23 protein-coding genes and 1 pseudogene are annotated in these 25238 nt (G+C 64.3%); 13 read left to right on the top strand and 11 right to left on the bottom strand.

Features of this window, described 5'->3' with window-relative positions; genetic code table 11:
• Positions 1-473: 473 nt before the first annotated feature.
• A complete protein-coding gene (locus tag AC1TXO_RS12205; protein ID WP_486406559.1) occupies positions 474-1499 on the bottom strand; it encodes an Ldh family oxidoreductase in 1026 nt (341 codons plus the stop codon).
• Between the two features lie 416 nt (positions 1500-1915).
• On the opposite strand from AC1TXO_RS12205, the gene AC1TXO_RS12200 reads away from it, so the two are divergent.
• The 5 genes from AC1TXO_RS12200 (at position 1916) to AC1TXO_RS12180 (ending at position 8851) form a co-directional block, all read left to right on the top strand.
• The gene (locus AC1TXO_RS12200) at positions 1916-2728 is read left to right on the top strand and encodes a gamma-glutamyl-gamma-aminobutyrate hydrolase family protein (protein WP_486406558.1); all 813 of its coding nucleotides are present in this window, start codon (positions 1916-1918) and stop codon (positions 2726-2728) included.
• 385 nt (positions 2729-3113) lie between these two features.
• A complete protein-coding gene (gene kdgD / locus AC1TXO_RS12195) occupies positions 3114-4025 on the top strand; it encodes a 5-dehydro-4-deoxyglucarate dehydratase (protein ID WP_486406557.1) in 912 nt (303 codons plus the stop codon).
• Positions 4026-4127: 102 nt separating this feature from the next.
• Positions 4128-5483 (top strand): MFS transporter, encoded by a 1356-nt coding sequence (locus AC1TXO_RS12190; protein WP_486406556.1) that lies wholly within the window; start codon positions 4128-4130, stop codon positions 5481-5483.
• Positions 5484-5561: 78 nt separating this feature from the next.
• Positions 5562-7115: a galactarate dehydratase gene (gene garD / locus AC1TXO_RS12185; RefSeq protein ID WP_486406555.1), complete on the top strand. Its 1554-nt coding sequence runs from the start codon at positions 5562-5564 to the stop codon at positions 7113-7115.
• Positions 7116-7270: 155 nt separating this feature from the next.
• On the top strand, positions 7271-8851 hold the full coding sequence (locus tag AC1TXO_RS12180; protein WP_486406554.1) for an aldehyde dehydrogenase (NADP(+)): 1581 nt from the start codon (positions 7271-7273) through the stop codon (positions 8849-8851).
• A 105-nt stretch (positions 8852-8956) separates the two neighbouring features.
• On the opposite strand, the gene AC1TXO_RS12175 is transcribed toward AC1TXO_RS12180, so the two are convergent.
• From AC1TXO_RS12175 to AC1TXO_RS12165, 3 genes are all read right to left on the bottom strand, one after another.
• Positions 8957-11011, bottom strand: coding sequence for a pyridoxamine 5'-phosphate oxidase family protein (locus tag AC1TXO_RS12175; protein WP_486406553.1), 2055 nt, complete (start codon positions 11009-11011; stop codon positions 8957-8959).
• Between the two features lie 123 nt (positions 11012-11134).
• Complete coding sequence (locus AC1TXO_RS12170) at positions 11135-11884, bottom strand: FadR/GntR family transcriptional regulator (protein WP_486406552.1); 750 nt, start codon at positions 11882-11884, stop codon at positions 11135-11137.
• A 42-nt stretch (positions 11885-11926) separates the two neighbouring features.
• Positions 11927-12745 (bottom strand): AraC family transcriptional regulator, encoded by an 819-nt coding sequence (locus AC1TXO_RS12165; protein WP_486406551.1) that lies wholly within the window; start codon positions 12743-12745, stop codon positions 11927-11929.
• A 106-nt stretch (positions 12746-12851) separates the two neighbouring features.
• Here AC1TXO_RS12165 and AC1TXO_RS12160 point away from each other — a divergent pair, with 106 nt between their 5' ends.
• The 3 genes from AC1TXO_RS12160 (at position 12852) to AC1TXO_RS12150 (ending at position 14813) form a co-directional block, all read left to right on the top strand.
• On the top strand, positions 12852-13667 hold the full coding sequence (locus tag AC1TXO_RS12160) for a sulfite exporter TauE/SafE family protein (protein WP_486406550.1): 816 nt from the start codon (positions 12852-12854) through the stop codon (positions 13665-13667).
• A gap of 91 nt (positions 13668-13758) precedes the next feature.
• On the top strand, positions 13759-14409 hold the full coding sequence (locus AC1TXO_RS12155; RefSeq protein WP_486406549.1) for a DUF998 domain-containing protein: 651 nt from the start codon (positions 13759-13761) through the stop codon (positions 14407-14409).
• A gap of 74 nt (positions 14410-14483) precedes the next feature.
• On the top strand, positions 14484-14813 hold the full coding sequence (locus AC1TXO_RS12150) for a hypothetical protein (RefSeq protein ID WP_486406548.1): 330 nt from the start codon (positions 14484-14486) through the stop codon (positions 14811-14813).
• Positions 14814-14928: 115 nt separating this feature from the next.
• Here the strand turns inward: AC1TXO_RS12150 and AC1TXO_RS12145 are convergent, their stop codons facing one another.
• The 4 genes from AC1TXO_RS12145 to AC1TXO_RS12130 all read right to left on the bottom strand — a co-directional run bounded on the left by AC1TXO_RS12145 (position 14929) and on the right by AC1TXO_RS12130 (position 18178).
• The gene (locus AC1TXO_RS12145) at positions 14929-16143 is read right to left on the bottom strand and encodes a YeeE/YedE family protein (protein WP_486406547.1); all 1215 of its coding nucleotides are present in this window, start codon (positions 16141-16143) and stop codon (positions 14929-14931) included.
• Between the two features lie 82 nt (positions 16144-16225).
• Entirely contained in the window at positions 16226-16372 is a 147-nt protein-coding gene (ykgO, locus tag AC1TXO_RS12140) for a type B 50S ribosomal protein L36 (RefSeq protein ID WP_054890826.1), read from the bottom strand.
• Between the two features lie 89 nt (positions 16373-16461).
• On the bottom strand, positions 16462-17214 hold the full coding sequence (locus tag AC1TXO_RS12135) for a methyltransferase domain-containing protein (RefSeq protein ID WP_486406546.1): 753 nt from the start codon (positions 17212-17214) through the stop codon (positions 16462-16464).
• Between the two features lie 58 nt (positions 17215-17272).
• Positions 17273-18178: an NHL repeat-containing protein gene (locus AC1TXO_RS12130; protein WP_486406545.1), complete on the bottom strand. Its 906-nt coding sequence runs from the start codon at positions 18176-18178 to the stop codon at positions 17273-17275.
• 157 nt (positions 18179-18335) lie between these two features.
• Between AC1TXO_RS12130 and AC1TXO_RS12125 the strand changes: the two genes are divergently transcribed.
• The 4 genes from AC1TXO_RS12125 to AC1TXO_RS12110 all read left to right on the top strand — a co-directional run bounded on the left by AC1TXO_RS12125 (position 18336) and on the right by AC1TXO_RS12110 (position 20469).
• Entirely contained in the window at positions 18336-19037 is a 702-nt protein-coding gene (locus tag AC1TXO_RS12125; RefSeq protein ID WP_486406544.1) for an AzlC family ABC transporter permease, read from the top strand.
• Positions 19034-19348 carry an AzlD domain-containing protein gene (locus tag AC1TXO_RS12120; protein ID WP_486406543.1) on the top strand — a complete coding sequence of 105 codons (315 nt, stop codon included), beginning with the start codon at positions 19034-19036 and terminating at the stop codon, positions 19346-19348. Before AC1TXO_RS12125 ends, AC1TXO_RS12120 begins: the two co-directional genes overlap by 4 nt.
• A complete protein-coding gene (locus AC1TXO_RS12115; RefSeq protein WP_486406542.1) occupies positions 19345-20178 on the top strand; it encodes a helix-turn-helix domain-containing protein in 834 nt (277 codons plus the stop codon). Before AC1TXO_RS12120 ends, AC1TXO_RS12115 begins: the two co-directional genes overlap by 4 nt.
• A 63-nt stretch (positions 20179-20241) precedes the next feature.
• Positions 20242-20469, top strand: coding sequence for a hypothetical protein (locus AC1TXO_RS12110; protein WP_054890833.1), 228 nt, complete (start codon positions 20242-20244; stop codon positions 20467-20469).
• Between the two features lie 85 nt (positions 20470-20554).
• Here the strand turns inward: AC1TXO_RS12110 and AC1TXO_RS12105 are convergent.
• Positions 20555-20731, bottom strand: a pseudogene (locus AC1TXO_RS12105) (group II intron maturase-specific domain-containing protein); the annotation flags it as partial.
• Positions 20732-21038: 307 nt separating this feature from the next.
• Here AC1TXO_RS12105 and AC1TXO_RS12100 point away from each other — a divergent pair.
• Complete coding sequence (locus AC1TXO_RS12100) at positions 21039-23882, top strand: RHS repeat-associated core domain-containing protein (RefSeq protein ID WP_486406541.1); 2844 nt, start codon at positions 21039-21041, stop codon at positions 23880-23882.
• Positions 23883-24017: 135 nt separating this feature from the next.
• Here the strand turns inward: AC1TXO_RS12100 and AC1TXO_RS12095 are convergent, their stop codons facing one another.
• On the bottom strand, positions 24018-24500 hold the full coding sequence (locus tag AC1TXO_RS12095; protein WP_486406540.1) for a copper chaperone PCu(A)C: 483 nt from the start codon (positions 24498-24500) through the stop codon (positions 24018-24020).
• The gene (locus AC1TXO_RS12090; protein ID WP_054890835.1) at positions 24501-25109 is read right to left on the bottom strand and encodes an SCO family protein; all 609 of its coding nucleotides are present in this window, start codon (positions 25107-25109) and stop codon (positions 24501-24503) included.
• Positions 25110-25238 lie beyond the last annotated feature (129 nt).

The following is a 25238-nucleotide window of genomic DNA, read 5'->3' as shown; positions in this document are numbered from 1 at the left end:
TGGCAAGGGCCGATGCAACTTCAAGACACTGAGATTGCGGCCTGTACTCATATAGGCAGTCGTGAATTCCTCTATTGGGACGTCGGAGAGTGGGGCATATTTTTTATACTTGCTGGTTTTCCTCCACTATTCGAGCGCAACCGCTGGTTCGACCTTCATCAACGACGCTCTTGATAACCCGGAAGTAGCGCGTAGGCCCCTGCTCTACGCCACGATCGGCTGTTTGGCCCTTTTCATGATTCTCAATTATTCGTGCAAACGCACGTCCGTCCGATTGGGCCTGTGCCTTGCGTTCATGATCCTCGGGATGACCTCATGCACCACCATCGGAGGTCATGAACTCCTGCAAGTGGATGGAGTGACCTGGGGCTCCTTGCTATGGGTTACCGGGATCAGCCTGCTTTACCAACTCATTCATCTATCGCGTCATGACGAAAGCTGAGTTTGAGAGCAACGTGTAGATCAGGCCGTGCTTAGTCCAACATCGCCTGAAGCTCTCGCCAGTCATACCCGCCAACCGCCACCCCTTCCCGCTCTGAAACCGCCCGCTCGCTGAACCGCCGCTCCCCGGGCAGGCGTGACAAGCCTGCCGCCTGCATCTGCTCCACCAACGCCCGGCTGCGCTCGGCAAAGCGCCCGCCTTGGGCCTTGCCCGGGTCGATGACGATGATCAACTGTCCGGTCCAGGGTGTCTTGGCACCCGGATGCTGCGCCCAGTCGAACTCCCAGGAAAAGTGCCCGCCAGTGAGCCCTGCGGCCAGCAGCTCGACCATCATCGACAGCGCCGAGCCCTTGTGGCCACCGAACGGCAACAAGGCGCCGCCGTCGAGCATCGCCTTGGGGTCGGTGGTCGGCTCGCCCTGCGCATCGACGCCGACCCCGGGCGGCAATTGCTCACCCTCGCGCGCCGCGATCTGTACATCGCCATGGGCCATGGCGCTGGTGGCCATGTCGAAGACGATTGGGGCAAGCCCCTGGCACGGTGCGGCGAAGGCGATGGGGTTGGTACCGAACAGCGGCTTGCGCGCACCATGGGGCACCACGCAGGTCATGCTGTTGACCACGCTCAGCGCGATCAGGCCCTCTTCGGCAAAGGGCTCGACATCCGGCCATAACGCCGCGAAATGATGGGAGTTGTGGATGGCCAGCACAGCGATACCGGCGTGCCGCGCCTTTTCCACCAGGAGTGACCGCGCCGCTGCCAACGCCGGCTGGGCAAAGCCGCCCCTGGCATCGACCCGCACGAAGGCCGCGGCGACATCGCTCACCTGCGGCACTGCCCGCCCATCGACCCAGCCACTGGCCAGGGTCGAGACATAACCCGGGATACGGAACACGCCATGGCTGTGCGCACCGTCGCGCTGGGCGCTGGCGCAGTTGGCCGCCAGCGCGATGGCCACCGGCTCGCTGCAGCCGTGACGCTGGAAGATCCGCTGCAACACGTTCTGCAACTGCACAAGCGGCACGCGGACGACTGGATCGGTGGACGCTGCGGACATCGGTAACTCCCTTTATTGGATTTGGAATGGGGTCAGCCCAGGGCAATGCCTGTCACTCTTCCTCCGGCAAGGGTCTGCTGTCAAATCCGCCATGCCGGGCGAGCGCCAGGTTTATTGCAGCGCTGCAAAGACCCGACTGCATCGTTAAATATTATTGACCACACCACCTGCCAAACCCTTGCCGCCTCAGGCTTGTAGCGGGTAAAGCCCGCAAAAACCGGCTGAAAGCCCCATGAAACCCACGCGTCAGTCGTTTGACATATTAAACGGCTCTGGCAATCTAGAGAGCATGTCCCGACCGGTATCGCAGCCTTGAGGCCGCGCCGGCAGTGCTCGGGACCACAGGTCACGCATCAATGGCCCAAGGCCGCGGACCTGCACAACAACGACAGGTAAAACCTGTCCCAAGGTGACATATGTCCAACAGCAACATTGGCAACAAGCAACCTTCCCTGCGCAAACCCGTCGTCCTGATGACCATGGGCACCCAAGAGCGCAAAGGTCACGACTATCAGGTCATGACCCACAAGTACATCACCCCGCTGGTCGACTTCGCCGACTGCGTCCCGGTCCTGGTTCCCACCTGCTGCGGCACCGACGCCCTCGAGGCTTACCTGGACATGGCCGACGGCATCTACCTGACCGGCGCGGGCAGCAACATCGATCCGGCCCTGTACGGCCAGGAGAACGAAACACCCGGCAAGGCCCAGGACAAGGATCGCGACCTGTTCGACATCCCCCTGGTGCAACTGGCCATCGCCCGCGGCCTGCCGATCTTCGGGATCTGCCGCGGCATGCAGGAAATCAACGTGGCCCTGGGTGGCGACATCTACCAGAAGGTGTACGCGGAACCGGGTTTCAACGACCACCGCGAAAATCCCGAAGACCCGGTCGATGTGCAATATGCCGCTTCCCACGGCGTGAAGATCGAGCCAGGCAGCTGGCTCCAGGAAAAACTCGGTACCGACGAGATCCGCGTGAACTCGCTGCACGGCCAGGGCCTGCGCAACCTGGGCGAGGGCATCGAGCCGATCGCCCGCGCCGAAGACGGGCTGGTCGAGGCGATCCACGCTCCGAGCATTTCGCCCTTCCTGTTCGCCGTGCAATGGCACCCTGAATGGCAGGCTGCGAAGAACCCGGATTCGATCAAGATGTTCCAGGCCTTTGGCGACGCCTGCCGCGCCCAGGTCCGCAAGTCCCAGGCCAACAAGCGCCACCAGGCGGCCTGATTCCTCTTCGTTGGCTTTGATCGCGGGGCGGCGCACGGTCGCCCCCGCTTCCCCGGTCACCCTCTGCTGGTCCCAGAACACTTCCCGTGGAAGCGGGCGGCGGGCTTGTGCCTGTCTCCGCGATCTTTTTTCCAAGACATACGATGACTGATCGGCACATGTGCCCGATCAGCGTTTTCAACTTCCAGCAACCTCCCCCACCTCCCTGCAATTGCTCCCCACAGTCCTGTTCCTATGGGACAGGGTTCGTCCTGCGATAAAGCACTGCATCCCCAACCTGGAAAAATTTTCCGGGCCAGGACTAGTCATCGTACAAGTTGTACGATAACTTACCTCTCACCTTGGATCTTCTCCTTACCCAAGCGCCCACAGGATGCCTACAACAATGAATCCACAAGAACTGAAATCCATCCTCTCCCACGGCCTGCTGTCGTTCCCGGTCACCGACTTCAACGCCCAGGGCGATTTCAACGCCGCCGGCTACATCAAGCGCCTGGAATGGCTGGCCCCGTACGGCGCCAGCGCGCTGTTCGCCGCCGGTGGTACCGGTGAGTTCTTCTCCCTCGCTGCCAGCGAATACAGCCAGGTGATCAAGACCGCCGTCGACACCTGCGCCACCTCGGTACCGATCCTGGCCGGCGTTGGCGGCTCCACCCGCCAGGCCATCGAATACGCCCAGGAAGCCGAGCGCCTGGGCGCCAAGGGCCTGCTGCTGCTGCCACACTACCTCACCGAAGCCAGCCAGGACGGGGTTGCCGCCCATGTCGAGGCCGTGTGCAAGTCGGTGAAGATCGGCGTGGTGGTGTACAACCGCAACGTCTGCCGCCTCAACGCCACGCAGCTTGAACAACTGGCTGAACGCTGCCCCAACCTGATCGGCTACAAAGATGGCCTGGGCGACATCGAGCTGATGGTGTCGATTCGTCGCCGCCTGGGCGATCGCTTCAGCTACCTGGGTGGCCTGCCGACCGCCGAGGTGTATGCTGCGGCCTACAAGGCACTCGGCGTGCCGGTCTACTCCTCGGCCGTGTTCAACTTCGTGCCAAAGACCGCGATGGACTTCTACAACGCCATCGCCCGCGATGACCACGCCGCGGTCGGCAAGCTGATCGACGACTTCTTCCTGCCGTACCTGGATATCCGCAACCGCAAGGCCGGCTACGCCGTGAGCATCGTCAAGGCCGGTGCCAAGCTGGCCGGCTACGACGCAGGCCCGGTGCGCACCCCGCTGACCGACCTGACCGGCGAAGAGTACGAAATGCTCGCCGCGCTGATGGACAAGATGGGCCCGCAATAAGCGCAGCCCTGCGGCCTGCCAATGCCGCTGCCGGGGCGCCCACGCGCTCCGGCCCACAATCCGAATGCCCCGCACAACAATAAATAGTGGGAGTACACCAGCATGCAAGCGACGAAAAAGACGCATGTACGCTACCTGATCCTGTTCATGCTGTTCCTGGTGACCACGATCAACTATGCCGACCGCGCCACCATCGCCATCGCCGGTTCAAGCCTGCAGAAGGACCTGGGCATCGACGCCGTCACCCTTGGCTACATCTTCTCCGCCTTCGGCTGGGCCTACGTGGCCGGGCAGATTCCCGGCGGCTGGCTGCTGGACCGCTTCGGCTCGAAGAACGTCTACGCGTTCAGCATCTTCACCTGGTCACTGTTCACCCTGTTGCAAGGTTTCGTCGGCGGCCTGCCGGTGGCCTGGGCCGTGGTCACCCTGTTCACCCTGCGCTTTCTGGTCGGCTTCGCCGAAGCGCCATCGTTCCCCGGCAACGCCCGGATCGTGGCGGCCTGGTTCCCCACTGCCGAACGTGGCACGGCCTCGGCGATCTTCAACTCGGCGCAGTACTTCGCCACTGCGCTGTTCGCACCGCTGATGGGCTGGATCGTCTTCAGCTTCGGCTGGGAGCACGTGTTCGTGGTCATGGGCGGGTTGGGCATCCTGTTCTCGATGGTGTGGATGAAGACCATCTACAACCCTCGCCAGCACCCGCGCATCAGCCCGGCCGAGCTCGAGCACATCGAGCACAACGGCGGCCTGGTGGACATGGACCAGAAGCGCGGCAACGACGGCCCGAAATGGGGCTACATCAAGCAACTGCTGACCAGCCGCATGCTGCTGGGCGTATACCTGGGCCAGTACTGCATCAACGCCATCACCTACTTCTTCCTGACCTGGTTCCCGGTGTACCTGGTACAGGAGCGCGGCATGACCATCCTCAAGGCCGGCTTCATCGCCTCCTTGCCGGCCATCTGCGGTTTCATCGGCGGTGTGCTCGGTGGCGTGCTGTCGGACTGGCTGCTGCGCCGCGGCAACTCGCTGACCTTCTCGCGCAAGCTGCCTATCGTCTGCGGCCTGCTGCTGTCGACCACCATGGTCTTCTGCAACTACGTCGACGCCGAATGGATGGTGGTCGGCTTCATGACCCTGGCCTTCTTCGGCAAAGGCATCGGCGCACTGGGCTGGGCCGTGGTCGCCGACACCTCGCCCAAGCAGATCGCCGGCTTGTCGGGGGGGCTGTTCAACACCTTCGGCAACATCGCCTCGATCACCACGCCGATCGTCATCGGCTACATCATCAGCGCCACCGGCTCGTTCAAGTGGGCACTGGTGTACGTCGGCGCCAACGCCCTGGTGGCGGTGTTCAGCTACCTGGTGATCGTCGGCCCGATCAAGCGCATCGAGCTCAAGGACGAACCCAAGCCGCAAGCTGCGCCCAACGCCGAGCTGGCCGCTTCGCGCCAGTGACCGCAAGCATGCCGGCGCCCGTTGCAGGGCGCCGGTGGCCGTACAAAAGCCTGAGAGAATGACAAGAAGGGCCTGACCATGCAGTTGATCGAACATTCCGAGTCGCCCCGCTACGTCCGCCTGCACGATGACGACAATGTCGTGGTGGTGGTCAACGACGGCGGCCTGGGCGAAGGTGCACGCTTCGCCGACGGCCTGACCCTGGTCGAAGGCGTGCCGCAGAGCCACAAGGTGGCCACCGTCGATATCCGCCAGGGCGAGCCTGTGCGTCGCTATGGCCAGATCATCGGTTACGCCCTGGAGGACCTGCGCCAGGGCAGCTGGGTGCAGGAAACCCAGCTCGCCATGCCCGCCGCCCCCGAACTCGACAGCCTGCCCCGCTGCGACGCCGTGCCTGCCGCGCTGCCGCCGCTGGACGGCTTCACCTTCGAAGGCTATCGCAACGCCGATGGTACCGTCGGCACCCGCAACATACTCGGCATCACCACCACCGTGCAGTGCGTGACCGGCGTGCTCGACCACGCGGTCAAGCGCATCCGCGACGAACTGCTGCCCAGGTACCCCAACGTCGACGATGTGATCGCCCTCACCCACAGCTACGGTTGTGGCGTGGCGATCAACGCGCGCGACGCCTACATCCCCATTCGCACCGTGCGCAACCTGGCGCGCAACCCCAACCTGGGCGGCGAAGCCCTGGTCATCAGCCTGGGCTGCGAAAAGCTGCAGGCCGGCCAGGTGATGCACGAGGACGACCCGTCCGTGGACCTCAGCGAGCCCTGGCTTTATCGCCTGCAGGACGCCTCGCTGGGGTTCGTCGAGATGATCGAGCAGATCATGCAGTTGGCCGAAACCCGCCTGAAGAAGCTCGACCAGCGCCGCCGCGAGACCGTGCCGGCCAGCGAGCTGATCCTGGGCATGCAGTGCGGCGGCAGCGATGCCTTCTCCGGCATCACCGCCAACCCGGCGCTGGGCTATGCCGCCGACCTGCTGGTGCGCGCCGGCGCCACGGTGATGTTCTCGGAAGTCACCGAAGTGCGCGATGCCATCTACATGCTCACCTCCCGCGCCGAAACGCCGGAGGTGGCCGAGGCCCTGGTGCGCGAGATGGACTGGTACGACCGCTACCTGCAACAAGGCGCCGCCGACCGCAGCGCCAACACCACGCCCGGCAACAAGAAGGGCGGGCTGTCGAACATCGTCGAAAAATCCCTGGGCTCGATCGTCAAGTCCGGCAGCGGAGCGATCCAGGGCGTGGTCGGACCTGGCGAGCGCGTTGCGCGCAAGGGCCTGATCTTCTGCGCCACACCGGCCAGCGATTTCGTCTGCGGCACCCTGCAGCTGGCCGCCGGCATGAACCTGCACGTGTTCACCACCGGGCGCGGCACGCCGTACGGGCTGGCCATGGCCCCGGTGGTCAAGGTCTGCACCCGCAGCGAGCTGGCCCAGCGCTGGCCCGACCTGATCGATATCGACGCCGGACGCATCGCCAGCGGGCGCGCAAGCATCGAGGAACTGGGCTGGGAGCTGTTCCACTACTACCTCGACGTGGCCAGCGGCCGCAAGCAAACCTGGGCCGAGCGGCACAAGCTGCACAACGACATCACCCTGTTCAACCCGGCACCGATTACCTGACAGCCTTCTCTCTGCGGGAGCGGGTTTACCCGCGAACACCGGCGCCGCCGGTGCCATACACCGAGTCGTCTGTTTCGAGGGTTTACCCGCTCCCACTGGGGGCAAGCGAACCTGCCCAGACAGCATTCTTCCTTCAGCGACTACAGGAGCACCCCATGCCTGAGATACTCGGCCACAACTTCATCGCCGGCCAGCGCAGCGCCGCCGGTCAACAGCGCCTGCAGAGCCTGGACGCCACCACTGGCGAGGCCCTGCCCTACAGCTTCGTGCAAGCCACCGAGGGCGAAGTCGATCAGGCCGCCAAAGCCGCTGCCGCCGCCTTCGCCGAATTCCGCCAGTTGCCGCCAACCCGTCGCGCCGAGTTCCTCGACGCCATTGCCGCCGAGCTGGATGAACTGGACGACAGCTTCGTCGCCATCGTCTGCCGGGAAACCGCCCTGCCTGCTGCCCGCATCCAGGGCGAACGAGGCCGTACCAGCGGGCAGATGCGTCTGTTCGCCCAAGTGCTGCGCCGTGGCGATTTCCTTGGCGCGCGCATCGACCTGGCCTTGCCACAGCGCCAGCCGCTGCCACGGGTCGACCTGCGCCAGATGCGCATTGGCGTAGGCCCGGTGGCGGTGTTCGGCGCCAGCAACTTCCCGCTGGCCTTCTCCACCGCAGGTGGCGACACGGCCGCCGCGCTGGCCGCCGGCTGCCCGGTGGTGTTCAAGGCCCACAGCGGCCACATGGCCACTGCCGACCTGGTGGCCTGCGCCATCGTGCGCGCCGCCGAGCGCACCGGCATGCCCAAGGGTGTGTTCAACATGGTCTTCGGTGGCGGTGTCGGCGAATGGCTGGTCAAGCACCCCGCCATCCAGGCGGTCGGCTTCACCGGTTCGCTCAAGGGCGGCGATGCCCTGTGCCGCATGGCCGCCGAGCGCCCGCAACCAATCCCGGTTTTCGCCGAGATGTCGAGCATCAACCCGGTAATCGTGCTGCCTGGCGCGCTGGCCAAACGCGGCGAGGCCATCGCCGGTGAACTGGCAGGCTCCGTCTGCCTGGGCGCCGGCCAGTTCTGCACCAACCCGGGGCTGGTGATCGGCCTGAAGTCGGCGCCGTTCAGCCAGCTGCTGGCCGACGTTGGCCAGCGCCTGGAACAGCAGGCAGCGCAGACCATGCTCAATGCCGGTGGCCTGCGCAGCTACGTGGGCGGGCTTGAACATTTGCACGCACACGCGGGGATCGAACACCTGGCAGGCCAGGTACAGGAAGGCAGCCAGGCCCGCGCCCAGCTGTTCAAGGCCGATGCCCGCCTGCTGGTCGACGCCGACCCGCTGCTGCAGGAAGAAGTGTTCGGCCCCACCACCGTGGCGGTCGAGGTCAGTGACGATGCACAGTTGCGCGCCGCCCTGCAGGGCCTGCGCGGCCAGTTGACCGCCACCCTGATCGGCGAACCCGAAGACTTCGAGGCCTACGCGTGGCTGGTGCCGTTGCTGGAGGAAAAGGTCGGGCGGATTCTGGTCAACGGCTATCCGACTGGCGTGGAAGTGAGCGACGCCATGGTTCATGGCGGTCCTTACCCGGCCACCTCCGATGCCCGCGGCACCTCGGTCGGCACCCTGGCGATCGATCGTTTCCTGCGCCCGGTGTGCTACCAGAACTACCCGCAGAGCCTGTTGCCGCAGGCGCTTCAGGACGCCAACCCGCTGGGGCTGCGACGCCTGGTCAACGGCCAGTGGAGTGAAGCCGCACTCTGACCGCGCTAGCTGTAGTCGCGGCGGTTCGCCGCCGCGACTTGTCCCGCGAACAGGGGCGTAGCCCGTGCCATTCAGCGCGGTGCCTTCTCGCGGGTAAACCCGCGCCTACAGCGCCAGGTGCAACGGCCCACTTCCAGCGGCCGGCATCGCACAGCAGATCAGCGCCTCACCTTGCTCGACCGCAAACTCCGGTGCCTGCGCATAGGTGACGTCGCCCTTGAGCACGCGGGTGCGGCAGCTCCCGCACGACCCGCCGCGGCAACCGAACGGCGGCTCCAGGCCACGCTGCTCCGCCAGCTCCAGCAGCGAGCCATCTCCAGGATTCCAGCGCGCTTCCTTCGCCGAGTCCATGAACATCACCGCCACCGATTCACTGGCCACGGCCGGCAAGGCCTGTGCGGCAGGCTGCTCGCTGCGCGTACGGCGCACGCTGGAGGGGCCGAAGGCCTCGGCATGGATGCGCGCGTCGCTGATGTCCAGTGCCCGCAGATCGTCGTACATCTGCTGCATGAAGCCCTGTGGCCCACACAGGTAGAAATCGTAGTCGTCGAACGGCAGCAGTTCGCGCAGCAGATCGACACCCATGCGCCCTTCGCGCTCATAGTCCACGCCCGGGGTCGCTCCACTGGCATCGCTGAGCAGGCGCACATGCCTGAGCTTGCCGTCGGCGCGATTGACCAGCGCGGCAAACTCGGCGGCAAAGGCCAGTTGCCCTTTGTTCGATGCCGACTGGAATACCCAGGCCGGCCGTGCATAGCGGGTGCGCAGGCGTTCATTGACCAGGTGCCGGGCCATGGCCAGCGCAGGTGTCACCCCCACGCCTGCGGCCAACAGCACCACCGGGCGGCGCACCGCTGCATCCATGGTGAATGCCCCGGCCGGTGCACGCGCCTCGATCAAGTCGCCGACCTTGAGCTGCTCATGCAGGTGCTGCGATACCACGCCCTCGCGCTTGACGCTGATGCGCAGCTCATCGTCGGCCGGAGCCCCCGACAAGGTGTAGGTGCGCACCAGCGGCGCTTCCTGGCCGGGTACGTGGAGCCGGATCGGCAGGTGTTGCCCGGCCAGGCGAACCGGCAAGCCCAGACCGTCGTCGGGCTGCAGGTGGAACGAGCGGATATGCTCGCTCTCGTCGACGATGCCGGTCACCCGGTAGGGCCGCCAGCTCTGCTGCAGCGCCGCGGCCTTCAGGCGCGCCTGCATGTCCTCCCAACTGCCGGTCATCAGCGAGTTCGGCGAAACCCCGTCATCCATGTCGACCCAGCGCAGGGCCAGCCCGGCGGGGCGGCGTACGATGCGCTCGGGATAAAAGCGCCACATGCGCTCGGCGCCGATGAAGGCCAGGGTCTGAGGGTCGTCGATGATGACTTCGGTGCGCCCGGTCATCTGCAGCAGGTCGCCGCTGCGCATGTCGACGAACACCAGCCCGGCGCGTGGATTGAGCAGCATGTTGCCCAGGGTGTTGAAGAACAGGTTGCCGTTGAAGTCCGGCACGCTCAGCGTACCGTCGGCGTCGACATGCACGAAGCCGGGCTTGCCGCCACGGTGCGAGACGTCCACCTGGCGCGCACCGTCGCGCAGCACATACGAGGCGACGTAGAACGAATCGGCTGCGCTCACCACGGCCCGGTCCTCTGCGCTCAACTCGGTCGATTCGCTGGGCTCGCCCGGGAGGCCGTCGTCGAAGACGTAGCGGCGCAGGTTGATGTAGCGCGGGCAGTTGCCGTAGGACTGGGTCGGCTCGATGCCGAAACCGCTGGCGTCGATGCGACGCACGATACCGTTCAGGCGATTGCGTCGGCGGGTGTGCAGTTCGATGCCGAGCATACCGACACCATCGCCCTCCTCCAGCCCGGCATCGGCCGGATCGGCCGGTACCCGCGGCAGGTCGAGCAGCAGCCGACGTGGATCGGGCGACTGCATGAAGCCAGGCTGGCCGGCACGCAGGGTCGCCCACGGATTACCGTCCGGGTCGACGCTGCCGAGCACCACGAACGGCAACTGCGCATAGAATTCGCGGTGCTGGTCGGGCATGAAGTCGCGTGACATCTGCACCTTGCCGGTACCCACCATGCGCTCGACGGCGCCGACGCTGCGTTGCAGTTCAAGCTCGCCATCGTGCCAGGGCGAGGGCTTGGAGTCCGACGGAGACGCGTTCATGGTGGCACCTGAGGATTGGGTAAGGGGTGAAGCAATGCTCACCCATTCGCCCGGCGCTTGGAATCAGTACGGGTGGCAATTGATTGTTTCGCCGCCCGGAACGATCCACCACTGTCCCGCCGCTCAGGCCCCTTGCACTTGCGCCGCCTCGTGCGCCTGGCGAAGTCGCTCGCGACTGTTGCTCAGGTGCAGGCGCATGGCCATTTTCGCCCCTTCGCTATCGCGCCGGGCAATGGCTTCGTAGATCGCCTCGTGCTCATGGCTCAGGCGACTGAGGTAGTGGGCCTGGTCATCGTGGGCCAGCCGCGCGGAGTTGAGTCGGGTGCGGGGAATGATGCTGGTGCCCAGGTGGTTGATGATGTCGGCGAAATAATGATTGCCGCTGGCCTGGGCAATGCGCAGGTGGAACTGGAAGTCCGCCGAGACGGCATCGGAGGCATGCGCCGCGCCTTCGTTGAGCTCGTCGAGGGCCGCGCGCATGCCGATCAGTTGCTCGTCGCTGCGCCGCTGCGCGGCAAGACCGGCCGATTCGACTTCCAGGGCGATGCGCAACTCCAGCACCGCCAGCACTTCGCGCAGGGTGACCACGGTCGCCGGGTCGATACGGAAACCGCCGGTGCTCGGGGCGTCGAGCACGAACGTGCCGATGCCGTGGCGCGTCTCCACCTGGCCGGCCGCCTGCAGCCGCGAGATCGCCTCACGCACCACCGTGCGGCTGACGCCCTCCTCGACCATGATCTGCGACTCGGTCGGCAGCTTGTCGCCGCGCTTGAGCTGACCGCTGCGGATACGTTCGGTCAGCACCGTGACCAGTTCCTGAGCCAGACTGCGCGGCTTGCGCCGGGTCCGTGCCTGTAGTTGCTGCTCTGTCATGCCCTGTACGTTTCACCGTGAATAGACAGCCGACATCATAGCTCAAGCAGTTGTACGATCACATACATCCGTCAGGGTTTTCATTTCGCCCTCGGGCAACGACTGCCGGACCTTCGAGGGCGATTCGCCCATGGCCCTGCGGTACATGCTGGAAAAGGCGCTCGGGCTGTCGTAGCCAAGGTCCAGTGCGACCCGGGTGACCGCCTCGCCCGCTGCCAGCCGGCTGATGGCGGCCATCAGGCACGCCTGCTGGCGCCACTGGCCGAACGACAGCCCGGTCTGCTCGCGGAAACGCCGGCTGAAAGTGCGTGTGCTCCAGTTCAACTGCTGCGCCCAGGTTGCGGCGGTTGTGCTGATCGCGGGGCTGGCGAGAAAGGCCTGGCACAATGACGCCAGACGCCGATCCGCAGGCATTGGGGCGAATGAAGGCAAACGCTCGGCCCTGCGCAACTCATGCAGGATCAGGCCGACCAGGTGGCCGTCACCGCCCTGGCAGTCATACAGAGCGGGCAACTCGGCACTGGCCAGCAGCAACTGGTGCAACAATGGCGTTACCAGCAACGCCTCGCAGACGAGCCCCGGCCTCGGCGCGGCGGCCGCCTCGATGTACAGGCTGCGCGTGCTGACCCCGCGCATCAACACCTGGTGCGGAGTATCGGCAGGTATCCACACGCCGCTGTAGGGCGGAATGATCCAGGCGCCGTGGTCGGTCAGCACCTCCATCAGACCACTCATGCCGTACAGGAACTGCGCACGCCGATGCACGTGGCGCGCCAGCAGCGTATCCGCCGGGTAATCGGTGGCGATCGCCAGCAGCGGGCGCGGCGTCGCATCGACCTGGGACAACGGAATATTGCGCATCGACTGGCCTCTGGCTGAAACTCGATGATCATTGGCCAACTCTCGAAAGATCGCCAAACCTGACCACCTTAGCCTGCGCTCTCACTTCCGGCAAAGGCTGAGGATCATGCTCTACCCCCTGCTCGGTGTCTTCGGCCTGTGCGCCGGTGTCACCACGTTGCTGTTCGGCTTCGGCGGCGGCTTCTTCGCCGTACCCTTGCTCTATGCCCTGCTGCTGGCCAGCCACACGGCAGACTCCCCGATAGCGCTGCACGCCATGCAGATCGCCGTGGCCACCTCAGCCACGGTAATGATCTTCAGCAGCGCGCTGGCCACCTGGCGACACCAGCGTGCTGGCACCTTGCGCTGGGACCTGGTGCGCCCACTGGCGCCGGCCATCGCTCTGGGCGCGCTGCTCGGCGCCTGGGCGGCGTTGCAGCTGGACAGCCACTGGCTGCGCTGGCTGTTCATCGCCTACCTGCTGTCGAGCCTGCTCGATGCCTGGCTGCGCCCGGGCTTCCTGCGCGTCGGCCACGAGGGGCCGGTGCCGCTGGGCAAAGCCGCGGCTACCCTGATGGGGCTGCCGATCGGCGCACTGGCGGCATTGCTCGGCGTCGGCGGCAGCGTGCTGACCGTGCCGCTGATGCGCCGCCGAGGTGCCAGCATGGGCACCGCAACGGCCATGGCCAACCCCTTGTCATTGCCCATGGCGCTGGCCGCTACGCTGGTCTATGCACTGCTGCCGGCCCCCGGCATGGCCATGGGTAGCGGGCTGCTGGGCTACATCGACCTGCGCGCGGCGCTGGTGATGGCCGCCGGGGCCTGGCTGGGCATGCACCTGGCGGCGCCCCTGCTGGGCCGTCTGAGCGATACGCTGCACGCCCGCGCCTACCTGGCGCTGCTGGCCTGCGTGCTGGTGGTGATGCTGGTGACCGGCAACTGAGCAAAACGGCTGGCGGCCCAGCCAGCGATGGCTGTAGTCTGCGGGTTCGAGCGCCGCCACTCGATGCGGCGCAGCCCAAGGAAGGCACCCCATGAAGACCCTGGACCGCGCCCTGCTCGCGACCGGCCTGATCATTCCATTCTGGTTGTGGTTGGGCGTCTGGCTCACCGCGCTGGCATACCCCGGCTACCAGCACTGGCAACAAGCCATGAGCCAGCTCGGTGCGACCGGCGCGCCGACAGAGGCGTTCTCGCCCTGGATCAACAACTTCCCCCTGGCCCTGCTGTTCGCCCTGTTCGCCTGGGGGCTGGCCCGGCGATGGCGAACCTCCAGGCTGGGCCTGGCCAGCGCGCTGCTGGTACTGCTGCACGGTGTCGGAAGCCTGGGAACCGGGGGGTTTGCCTGCGACCCGGGCTGTGCCCCGGTCCAGCCATCGTTCTCCCAGCACATGCACAACATCAGCGGCCTGTTGATGTTTGCCTCGCTGACCCTGGCCAGCCTGCTGTGGGTCTGGCTCGGCCTGCGGCTGGCGGGCTCGCGGGTGCTGGCTGGCGGCTCGTTGCTTTGCGCGGTCCTGTCCGTCGCCACGGTCGTATTGATGGCGCAGGCGGCCGAGACCGGCCAGCTGTTCGGCCTCTATCAACGGCTCAACTACGGCGTGGCGGTAGTGTGGGTCGCCGGTCTTGCCGGTTACTCCCTGTACACGCCAGGCAAAGGTGCGCGCAGACAGTCTGTCGCCTGACGGCAAATTGCTGGCCCCCAGGCCAGTGAAGGACAGGCAAACTCCCTTTTCCTTCAGACGCTTAGGACAGCAACATGCGGGTATTTCTAGCAACCCTGATCAGCTGCGCCCTGGCCGCCGTTACCCTCGGTGTGCAGGCCAGGCCGCTGAGCCAGAATGATCGCAGTGTGTGTGGCTGGGGTGCGCAGATCGCCGCCGAGGCCCAGCATTCCAAGCTCTCCGGGGCGACGCTATATGCCGCCCGCAAGAAACTGCAGGTACGAAGGTTTGCCAAACCCTGGATGCGCATGACTGCATTCGGGATCACCGAACAGACCTACAACAGCAGTTCGCGCCTGCCACCGAAGGCGATCCAGCAGACGTACTACGAGCAGTGCGTGCAGCACGCAGTGGCGCGCCGCTGAGCGCTCAACATTAATAAAATATCTTATAAATCAAAGTATTGAGAAAGCAACATGAAGTAAATTATCGGAATACTTCATGTGCTTTCTCAAGAGTGAACGCTTCCGTGCGCACTGCTCAGCAACCGGTCAAGGTCGCTGCACGCCGCTCGCCGGCAAAGAACAGCGGGCGCAGGCGCACGCCGATCAGGTTGCCCGCGTAAGCAGCCACCAACCACAGCCAGCCGTGCACGCTGCCCGAGGCGATGCCGCTGAAGTAGGCGCCGATGTTGCAACCGTAGGCCAGCCGCGAGCCATACCCGAGCAACAGCCCGCCGATCACCGCCGCGACCAGTGAACGCAGCGGGATCTTCAGGCTTGGGGCGAACCGCCCGGCCAGACCTGCGGCCAGCAGGGCGCCGAGCACGATGCCCAGGTCCATCACCGTGGTGATGTCCTGCCACAGCGGTGCCGCCAGCGCCTTGGCATTGGCCGGCGCCTGCCAGAACACCCAGCTGCCCACATCCACGCCCAGCCCGCTCAAGGTCTTGGCCCCCCACAGGGCAAAGGCCGAGGTGATGCCCCACGGGCGACCGGCCAATGCCAGGGTGGCGTAGTTGAGCAAGGCCAGGGCAATGGCGCCCCACAGTAGTGGCCATGGCCCGCGCAGAAAGCGGCGCAGCCCCTGGTGCTCGCTATCGAGCGCGGCTTCCAGACCGCCATGGCGACGTTTCTCCAGGACCACCGTCACCCAGGCGATCAGCCCGAACAGTGCCAGGCTCGCCACCAGTGCGGGTCCGACACCCCAGGCCTGGACGATCGAAGTGGCCGGGAACGAGGGCAAGGCGAACCACCAGTCGGCGTGGTGGGTCGCGGTGACCGAACCGATGATGAAGAACAACAAGGTCACCAGCATCCGCGCGTTGCCGCCACCGACGGTAAACAGCGTGCCCGAGGCGCATCCCCCGCCCAGCTGCATGCCGATGCCGAAGATGAAGGCGCCGAACACTACCGAAATACCGGCCGGCGCGACCAGGCCGGTGACCGGGTTGCCGAACAGGCTGCCAGCCGACAGTGCCGGGAAGAACAGCAGCACCGCCAGGGCGAGCATCACCATCTGCGCACGCAGGCCTGCGCCACGGCGTTCGTTGATGAACACGCGCCAGGCAGAGGTGAAACCGAACGCGGCGTGATAGAGGGTCAGGCCCAACGCAGCGCCGACCAGCAGCAACAGCACCTGCTTGAAGCCGGCATTGAGGTTGAGGAACCAGGCGCCTGCCAGCAGCAGGCCCAGGGCGATCAGCGGCGCGCCCAGACGGCGCGGCTCAGGTGTGGCGGTAGCGGAAAAACCCATTGAAATACTCGGATAACAATCGAACGGGCGGCGAGTATACCGCCCGTTCTCGCTCTGTGGGAGCGGCGCAGACTGCGCGGAGCTACCCGCGCTTCTTCTTCACCCCGCCCTGGCGCGCCTTGAACCGCGGATTGGACTTGCAGATGACATACAGCCGCCCACGACGCTTGACGACCTGGCAGTCGCGGTGACGAAGCTTGGCGTGCTTGAGGGATGACAACACTTGCATGGCGATTCTCCGAAATGACAGAGGCTGGAATGTAATAACATTACATTAACGAGAATCATTAGCGATTGGCAAGTCGCTTCGTCGGGGTTTCATCGCTTGTTCGCCCAGACGCCGAACGCCATGTCGCCGATATAGATCCCCTGCGACTGCCTGCGCTCGGCATCCAGCCGCGCCTGCAGGGTGTCGATCCCGACCTGGCGCGGCGTGGCAATGCCGTGGTCGATGATCCGTGGCAGGCAGGCACGAATGATCGCTGCCAGGCCATAGGGGCTGTCCGGCGTCTGCAGCAGGCATTCGGCCCTGAGGCTCTGCACCTGCAGCCCCGCCTCGGTGAGAATGCGGTGCAGGTTGAAACCGATGTGCAGGTCTGCCCCCTCGCAGGCGAGCATCCGCTGCAGCCACTGCTGGGCACGACGGTGCAGGGGAAACGGCTCCAGGCTCGCAGGTGTCAGGGTGCTGTCGTGTTCCTGGAACACCAGCACGCCACCGGGCAACAGCAGCCTGGAGAGCTTGCGCACCGCCAGTACGGCGTCGGCCTGGTACATCAGCACCCGCCGCCCGACGATGGCATCGAACAACCCCAGGGCTTCGGGCAGGCGATACAGGTCACTTTCAATGAACTCGACAGGTGCATGACCTGGTGTCGTGTCGCGCTGACGTGCCCGCTCCAGTGCGTCCGGCGACTGGTCGATGCCGACCACGCCGCCGTGATGCTCGACCAGTTCGGCGAGCAGCAAACTCACATCGCCCGCGCCACAGCCGACATCCAGCACCCGCATGCCCGGCCCGATGCCGGCATCGACCAGCAATCGGGTGGTGAAGTCCGTCATCGAAAGTGCCATGCCCTGCTCCTTGTCCGGGGAGACCAGTGTGGCGGGGCTGACAGCCGCTGCACAAGCCTCAGGGCAGTTCGCGCTCGAGGCTGGCCAGATGTGCTTGCGCCTGCTGCGCGGGAGGCGAGAGATGCAGGACTCGGTCGCGGCCGCCTTCAGCGAGGAAGTAGCCGCCCTGGCCATCCGGGACAATCGATTGCGGCGCCTTGAGGAACGACAGCACGATGTGCCGCGTGCCATCGGCGTCGATGCGCAGCAGCCGCGCACGGTGGGTGGAGTCTTCGCTGATCCACAGGCCACGTGCGTCGCAGAACAGGAAGGTGGGGTTGCGCAGGCCGTCGGCGACCACCGGATCTTCGCCGCCTTCGTTCAGCGCGCGGATCCTGCCGGCAGCCTTCTCGGTGTAGAGCAGGCGCCCATTGCTGCAGCGGGTCAGGCCTTCGGTCTCGGTCAACGCCGAACGCAGCACGTCCAGCTGGCCGCTCTGCCAGTCGTAGCGCATCAGCCGGCCATTGCCCTTGCGGTCTTCGATGGCATACAGGTGATCGCCATCGTTCCATAGCCCCTGCACGCTCTCGCCATCGAACAGCCTGGTGATCTGGCCATCGCGCGACAAGCTGACCGGCGCCAGCCCGCCCTCCTGGCTGAACACCCAGCCTCCCGGGACGGCCACCATGCCGTCGGGCTTGGACAGGCCATCGACCAGCACCACCCGATCACCTTGCGGGGTGATCTTGAGAATGCTGCCCAGCCCGTCATCCAGCTCACGGCTGACCAGCAGGCTGCCATCGGCGAGCGGCAGCAGCGAGGCGGCCTTGGCCACGTCGCGGTGCAGCACCTGTACCGCCCAGCCATCGGAGGCCTGCACCGGATAGAACGTCTGCCAGGCAAAGAAGCCCAGGGCACAGGTCACCACACCGGCTGCGGCCGTCAAGGTCAGCCTGACACCACGCTTGCGCAACACTCGAATCATCAATCGCTCCTTCCAGTCGCGGCGATCCTAGCAAGGCGATGTGAAAAAAATGTCGTGGGCCACGTCCGACACCCGGCGCAAACCAGCAAGATCGTTCAAGCCAGGCGCCCCGCCGCTCTGGCATGCTGGCTGTCCCTGCCCTTCGCTCGTAGCCGCCATGTCCAGCAGTCCCCCGCTCGCCCGCCAGGCCTTCACCCAAGGCACCATCGCCATCCTGCCCTTGTCCCTGGCAGTCGCCCCCTGGGGGCTGCTGGCCGGTTCCATGGCCATCGAAGCCAACCTCAGCGCCTGGCAAGGCCAGGGGCTGTCGGCCATCGTCTTCGCCGGTGCCGCGCAACTGGTGGCGATCGGCATGCTCAAAAGTGGCGCCGGGCTGCTGTCGATCCTGCTGACCACTCTGCTGCTGACCTCGCAGCACCTGCTGTACGGGCTGTCGATGCGCCCTGTGGTGTCCGGCCTGCCGACCCGTTGGCGGCTCGGGCTGGGTTTCCTGCTCACCGACGAGCTGTTCGCCCTGACCAGCCACCATGACCAGCAGCAGTTCAACCGCTGGTACGCCCTGGGCGTGGGCCTGACCTTCTATGTGGCCTGGAACCTGTTCACCCTGGCCGGCATCATCCTGGGCCGAAACATTCCGCATCTGGACCAGCTGGGCCTGGACTTCTCCATCGTCGCCACCTTCGTTGCACTGATCGCGCCGCTGGTGCGCAGCGTGCCGACACTGGTGTGCGTGGCGGTGTCGCTGTTCTGCTCGGTGCTGTTCAGCTACTGGCACTGGGAAACTGCACTGGTGATCGCCGGCCTGCTGGGCATGGCCGCGGGGTTCGTCTGCCAGAAGTTCGCCGGGAGCCGCTCATGATCTGGCTGCTGATCGTCGCCATGGGCGTGGTCGTGTTCCTCAACCGCTATGTGTTTCTCGAGCCGCGCCTGCCCCTGCGCCTGGGCTCCAACGTACGACAGTTCCTGGGTTTCGCCGTGCCGGGGATGCTCACGGCGATCTGCGGGCCGATCATCTTTCTGCCCGAGCATCAGTTGAACCTCGATCCGCTCAACCCCTACCTGCTTGGCTCGCTGGTGGCGATCGCTCTGGTGCTGTTGACCCGCAGCGTGTTGCTGAGCATGCTGGCAAGCATGTTGATCTTCTTCCTCCTGCGCAGCTGGCTGGCATGAACACGCCCCTGCGCGAACAGATCCACCTGTGGCAGGCGCCGGCGCTAGGCGATGTCGAGATGCTGCACGCCCGCTACGTACAGCAGCGCTTCGCTCCGCATGTGCACGAAGGCTATGTGTTCACCGTGATCGAATCCGGCGCCCAGTGTTTCTGGCACCGTGGCAGCGATCACCTGGCACCGGTGGGCAGCGTGGTGCTGATCAATCCCGACGAACTGCACACCGGCGCCAAGGCCCACGAGGCGGGCTGGCGCTACCGCGCGTTCTACCCCGAGCACGAGCGGGTCACCGGGGTGCTCGACGAGCTGGAGCTCGGCCGCCATGGCCTGCCGCACTTCAAGCAGAGCGTGGTCCAGGATCCGACCCTGGCGGCGGCCTTCAGCCGTGTGCACCGCCTGTCTGAGGCCGGAGCGAGCGCGCTGGAACAGCAGACCGCCTGGCGCGAGGCGGTGCTGGCGCTGGTGCAGCGTCATGGCCACTGCACCGAGCCTGCCGCGCCCGGCAACGAACCGCTGGCGGTGGCACGGGCGCGCGAGCTGCTGGAAAGCCAGCTGGCCGATCCACCGTCGCTGGAAGCCCTGGCGGCAGCGGTCAATCTGTCGCCCTTCCATTTTGCCCGGGTGTTTCGCCAGGCCACCGGGCTGCCGCCGCATGCCTGGCTCAAGCAGCGGCGCCTGGCCCGTGCCAGGGAGTTCCTGCGTCGGGGTCTACCCGCCTCGGAAGTGGCGTTCGCGCTGGGCTTTGCCGATCAGAGCCATCTGAGTCGACAGTTCAAGCAGGCCTTCGGCGTCACCCCTGGCGCCTATCGCCTGGCTTGCCTGCACCATTGACCGGGCACCCGGCAAGACCGCCAGCCGCTGCTACACTGAGAGGGCTGAACGGAGGATCCTGCCATGTCAGAACGAGAGCTCACCACCCTCATCACGCTGATGAACCAGCGCCAGGCCTGCCTGAGCAGCGCCTGCAAGGAAATCGCCGACTGGATCGACCGCCAGGGCGATGTGCCCTCGGCCGGCAAGATCCGCGCGAGCCTCAAGGCCCTGGAGGCCGACGAAGCCCAGGTTCGCAAGACCCTGACCTCGCTGACCATCGACCGGCCGCTGCCGCGATTCCGTAGCTGAACGACAGCAAGCTGATCGATTAGGAGGCGGGTTCACACCCGTCGTCCTCCCACACCACCGTGCATACGGTTTCGTACACGGCGGTTCAGGTTATGCGGCTAAGCCGGTTGATCGTATCCAGTATCGGAACCAGTCCGAGTCGATCCCACAGTTTCTTCGGCAGTGCCTGATTCATATGTCGCGCCCCCGAACTCCACCACGGGCCTCGGTCGTTATAGGCCGACTTACAGGCACGCTCTTCGCTTAAACCCAGGTTTCTCAACCAACTCGGCCAATGCGATAGCGGGCTTGGTCATCGTGGTTTCTCTGGTAAGTGTTTGGTCTTCGCAAACTCAACGTTAGCCAGGAACCACGATGACCATCCTCTTTCGCCCACAGGGCGCCTTCGGCTGATTCAGTTACACCACTTCCTTGGACACGATCCCATTTCAACGGGCTCACAATAATTGCAGATGAAATTTTCCATATCTGTTTTGACTTATTTTCTATTCAAAATACTCATGCGGGCATCATATTCCTGAATGCTGTACAGAATGTCTGTGCAGACATAATCGAAACAGGAGAACCCCATGAGCACATCGCTCTTCAGCAACACCCCGACGGTCACGGTCCTCGACAACCATGGCCTGCCCGTGCGCAACATCGCATATCACTGCCATCCTGACATCCAGTCTGTCACTGATACGCGCATCACCCGCCATCAGTATGATGTCCGCGGCTTCTTTGTGCAGAGTGCTGACCCGCGGCTTCACGACGCCGGACTGGCGAACTTCAGCCACCGGACCGACCTGACCGGTAACGTTCTGCGTTCAGAGGGTGTGGATAACGGCACCACAGTCAGCCTGAACGATGCTGCCGGACGGCCGCTTCTGGCGGTCAGCAACATCCGCACGACTGACGACGGCTCGCAGGACAGAAGCCAGGCGGTGAACCGCACCTGGCAGTATGAAGACGCCCCCCTGCCCGGTCGTCCGTTAAGTATGACGGAGCAGATGACCGGCGAAGCCGCCCGTGTCACGGAGCGTTTCGTGTACGCCGGCAGCAGCGAGGCGGATAAAGAGCGCAACCTGGCCGGTGCCTGCGTCAGCCACTACGACACGGCCGGGCTGATGCAGACCGGCAGTGTTGCGCTCACCGGGGTGCCGCTGTCCGTGACCCATCGTCTGCTGAAGGACGCGGATAACCCGGACGCCGTGGCCGACTGGCAGGGCCCAGATGCCATCGCATGGAACGCCCTGCTCGCCGAGGAGAGTGAGGGGTATACCACCCTGACCATCGCGGATGCCACAGGGGCGGTGCTGACCACCACCGACGCGGAGGATAATATGCAGCGGGTGGCTTACGACGTGGCGGGCCTGCTGTCAGGCAGCTGGCTGACGCTGAAAGGCGGAAAAGAGCAGACCATTGTCGCTTCCCTGGCGTACTCAGCCGTCGGACAGAAGCTGCGTGAGTTGCACGGCAACGGGGTGGTGACCACCTGCATGTATGAACCGGAGACACAGCGGCTGACCGGGATTAAAACGGAGCGTCCGGCCGGGCATGCCGCTGGGGCAAAGGTACTGCAGGACCTGCGCTATGAATACGACCCGGTGGGCAACGTGCTCAGCGTCCGTAACGATGCGGAAGAGACCCGCTTCTGGCGCAACCAGAAAGTGGTGCCGGAGAGCACGTACACCTATGACAGCCTGTACCAGCTGGTCTGCGCCGCCGGGCGCGAGATGGCGAATGCCGGGCAGCAGGGCAGCTGCTCACCGGCCGCCACCGTTGCCCTTCCCACCGACGGCTCCGCGTATACGAACTACACCCGCACCTACACCTACGACGAAGCGGGCAACCTGACGCAGATTCGCCACAGCGCCCCGGCCACGAACAACAGTTACACCACGAAAATCACCATCAGCAACCGCAGTAACCGCGGGGTGCTGAGCACGCTGACGGACAATCCCTCTGAGGTGGACGCACTGTTCACGGCGGGCGGGCAGCAGACTCAGCTGCAGCCGGGACAGGCGCTGGTCTGGACACCGCGCAATGAGCTGCTGAAGGTGACGCCGGTGGTGCGTGATGGTGATACCGGAGACCGGGAAAGCTACCGCTACGATGCGGGTAACCAGCGACTCCTGAAGGTGAGTGTGCAGAAAACAAGTAACAGCGCGCAGACGCAGCGAGTGTTGTATCTGCCGGGGCTGGAGCTGCGGACCACGGCATCGGGAGAAACGGAAACAGAGCACCTGCAGATGATTACTGTGGGTGAGGCTGGCCGGGCGCAGGTACGGGTGCTTCACTGGGAGAGCGGCAAAACGGTCGATACCGGCAATGACCAGACAAGATACAGCTACGATAACCTGACGGGCAGTAGCGGGCTGGACCTGGACGGCAACGGCAATATTATCAGTATGGAGGACTACTACCCGTACGGCGGCACGGCGGTGTGGGCTGCCCGTAACGCGGTGGAGGCGGACTACAAGACTATCCGTTATTCGGGCAAGGAGCGTGATGCGACGGGGCTTTACTACTACGGTTACCGTTACTACCAGCCATGGGCGGGCAGATGGCTGAGCGCAGACCCGGCGGGGAAAATAGACGGGCTGAACCTGTTCAGAATGGTAAGGAATAATCCAATCCTACTGCACGATCCTGATGGAAGAATGCCGAAAAAAAAGCAACATGCTGATGACATCATGCCGTCAGATCCGGGTCCCTCAGCACGAACATTGATCGAAGCAGAGAATACAACCACAGGCGTAATGCCCGAACCCGTACTGGGCTCCTCCTATCAACATAGCATTTTTTATTCAGGCAGTCTGGCAACTGCGGCAGAAAATATACCCGAAGTGGTATCTGAACGTGTAGTTCCAGAAGGCTTAAAAAAGATGAGGGGGATCGCATTTTTCAAAAAAATGTTTTCGCAAAAGAAAAAAGACGCGAATACAGAGTTGAACCTTGATCTCGACAAAGACTTCGAACAGGTTAATATTCGACAATCTGATATTGACAGAGTTGCAACGCCTGTGAACGGCCCGGTAAATCTCAGAAAACCTTTTGATCACAAGCGTTGGGTGACTAACGATGAGGAAATTATCGTATATCGTCAGGACCAACGTTCACTCGATGAAGTTATTAATGCGGGGGGTTTTTTCCCCAGAACACTTGAGATTGGCACTCTGGAGGACCATTCGCAAGGTTCGACAAAGGAGTATTCATTTGTATCAACTTCAGATGTAAGGCTAAAAGGAGGCTCTTACGGCAAATATGAATATAAAATGAAGCTTAGTCCTCATCAGGCTGTACACCTTCCCGCTACGCTGGACAAAATTCATGGGAGAAAACCTCAGAAATATAGAATAAATGAATATTCGGTCCCGGGTTTCATTACACCCTCACAAATCATTGGCTGGAGGAAATGGCAGAGGTAGCACATCCTAAGCTGCGCCAGTTTCGCTTATCACTTAGTACAAGTGCCACCACAGCCAAACAGGTTGCGCCTGCGCGCAACGCGCCATGCCTGGCGCACAAACAACAAGGGCCGCTTGCGCGGCCCTTGTGGGTACTCAGTGCTTCATGTGCATGTGATCGTGCCCGGCATCCATCTCGGCGGTCAGCGGCTTGACCGGCGCCTGCACCTCAAGTGTCTGCTTCTGGCCCTTGGCATCTTCGATGGTCAAGGTCAGTGGCACCTGCTGCCCTTCCTTCACCTGCTCGTTCAGGCCCATCAGCATCACGTGCAGACCGTTGGGATCGAGCGTCACCGGCTTGCCGGCCGGCAGCTCCACGGCCTTCACTTCACGCATGCCCATCACATCGCCATTCATGGTCATCTCGTGCACCTGCACGGTCTTGGCCACGGGCGAAGCCACGCTCACCAGCTTGCTGTCGGTGCTGGCGGTCAGGGTCATGAAGGCACCGGTGGACTGCTGGTGCGGCACGCTGGCGCGCACCCAGGCGTCGCTCACGGTAGTGTCGGCCAGGGCCGGCAGGGCCAGGCCCAGCAGGGCGAGAGCGGCCAGGCCGCGCTTGATCGGTTGCATCGACATTCAGCAGATCTCCATCAGGGTGCGCAGGTCTTCGGCGCATTCCTGAGCATTCAGGGAATGGCCCAGGCTCAGGCGCAGGGTGCCACGCGTATCGTAGACGTAGCTGGTGGACGAGTGGGAAATGGTATAGGTGTCGCCGGCCGGGACCTTCTCGTAGAAGACCTTGAACTCCCTGGCCACCTCGTCGATTTCCTCGGGGGTGCCGGTCAGGGCGACGAACGATGGGTCGAAGGCCTTGACGTAGGCGTCGAGCACTTCAGGGGTGTCGCGCTCCGGGTCCAGGGTGATGAACACCACCTGGAACAGGTCGCGGTCGCGGCCCTTGAGCAGTTTGCGGATCTGCGCGGCGCGGGCCAGGGTGGTCGGGCACACCGCCGGACACTGGGTGAAGCCGAAGAAGATCATCGGCATCGAACCGTAGAAGCTCGACAGGGTACGCTCGTTACCCTGGGGATCCTTGAGCTTGAACTTGCGCCCCAGGATCTCGTTGCTCATGTTCTTGCCGTACTTGAAGTCCAGGCCACGGGCCGGGTTGCAACCGGCCAGCAGGCCAAGCCCGAGTACGCCCATCCCGGCGACGACCGCGCGCCGGGTCAGTAGATCAGTCATGGAACCATCCTTTACAGGGAAGGTGCCGGCCCTCGGGCAGGGCCGGTCGAAAAACCGGGGCATTCTGGCATGACACCCCGGGGGCAGCTACCCGACCTCTGGTCAAACAGGCTGCAGCCCTTGATTTAC

This window comes from Pseudomonas sp. FA117, assembly GCF_057370475.1.
This window is presented reverse-complemented; position numbering and strand designations above follow the sequence as displayed.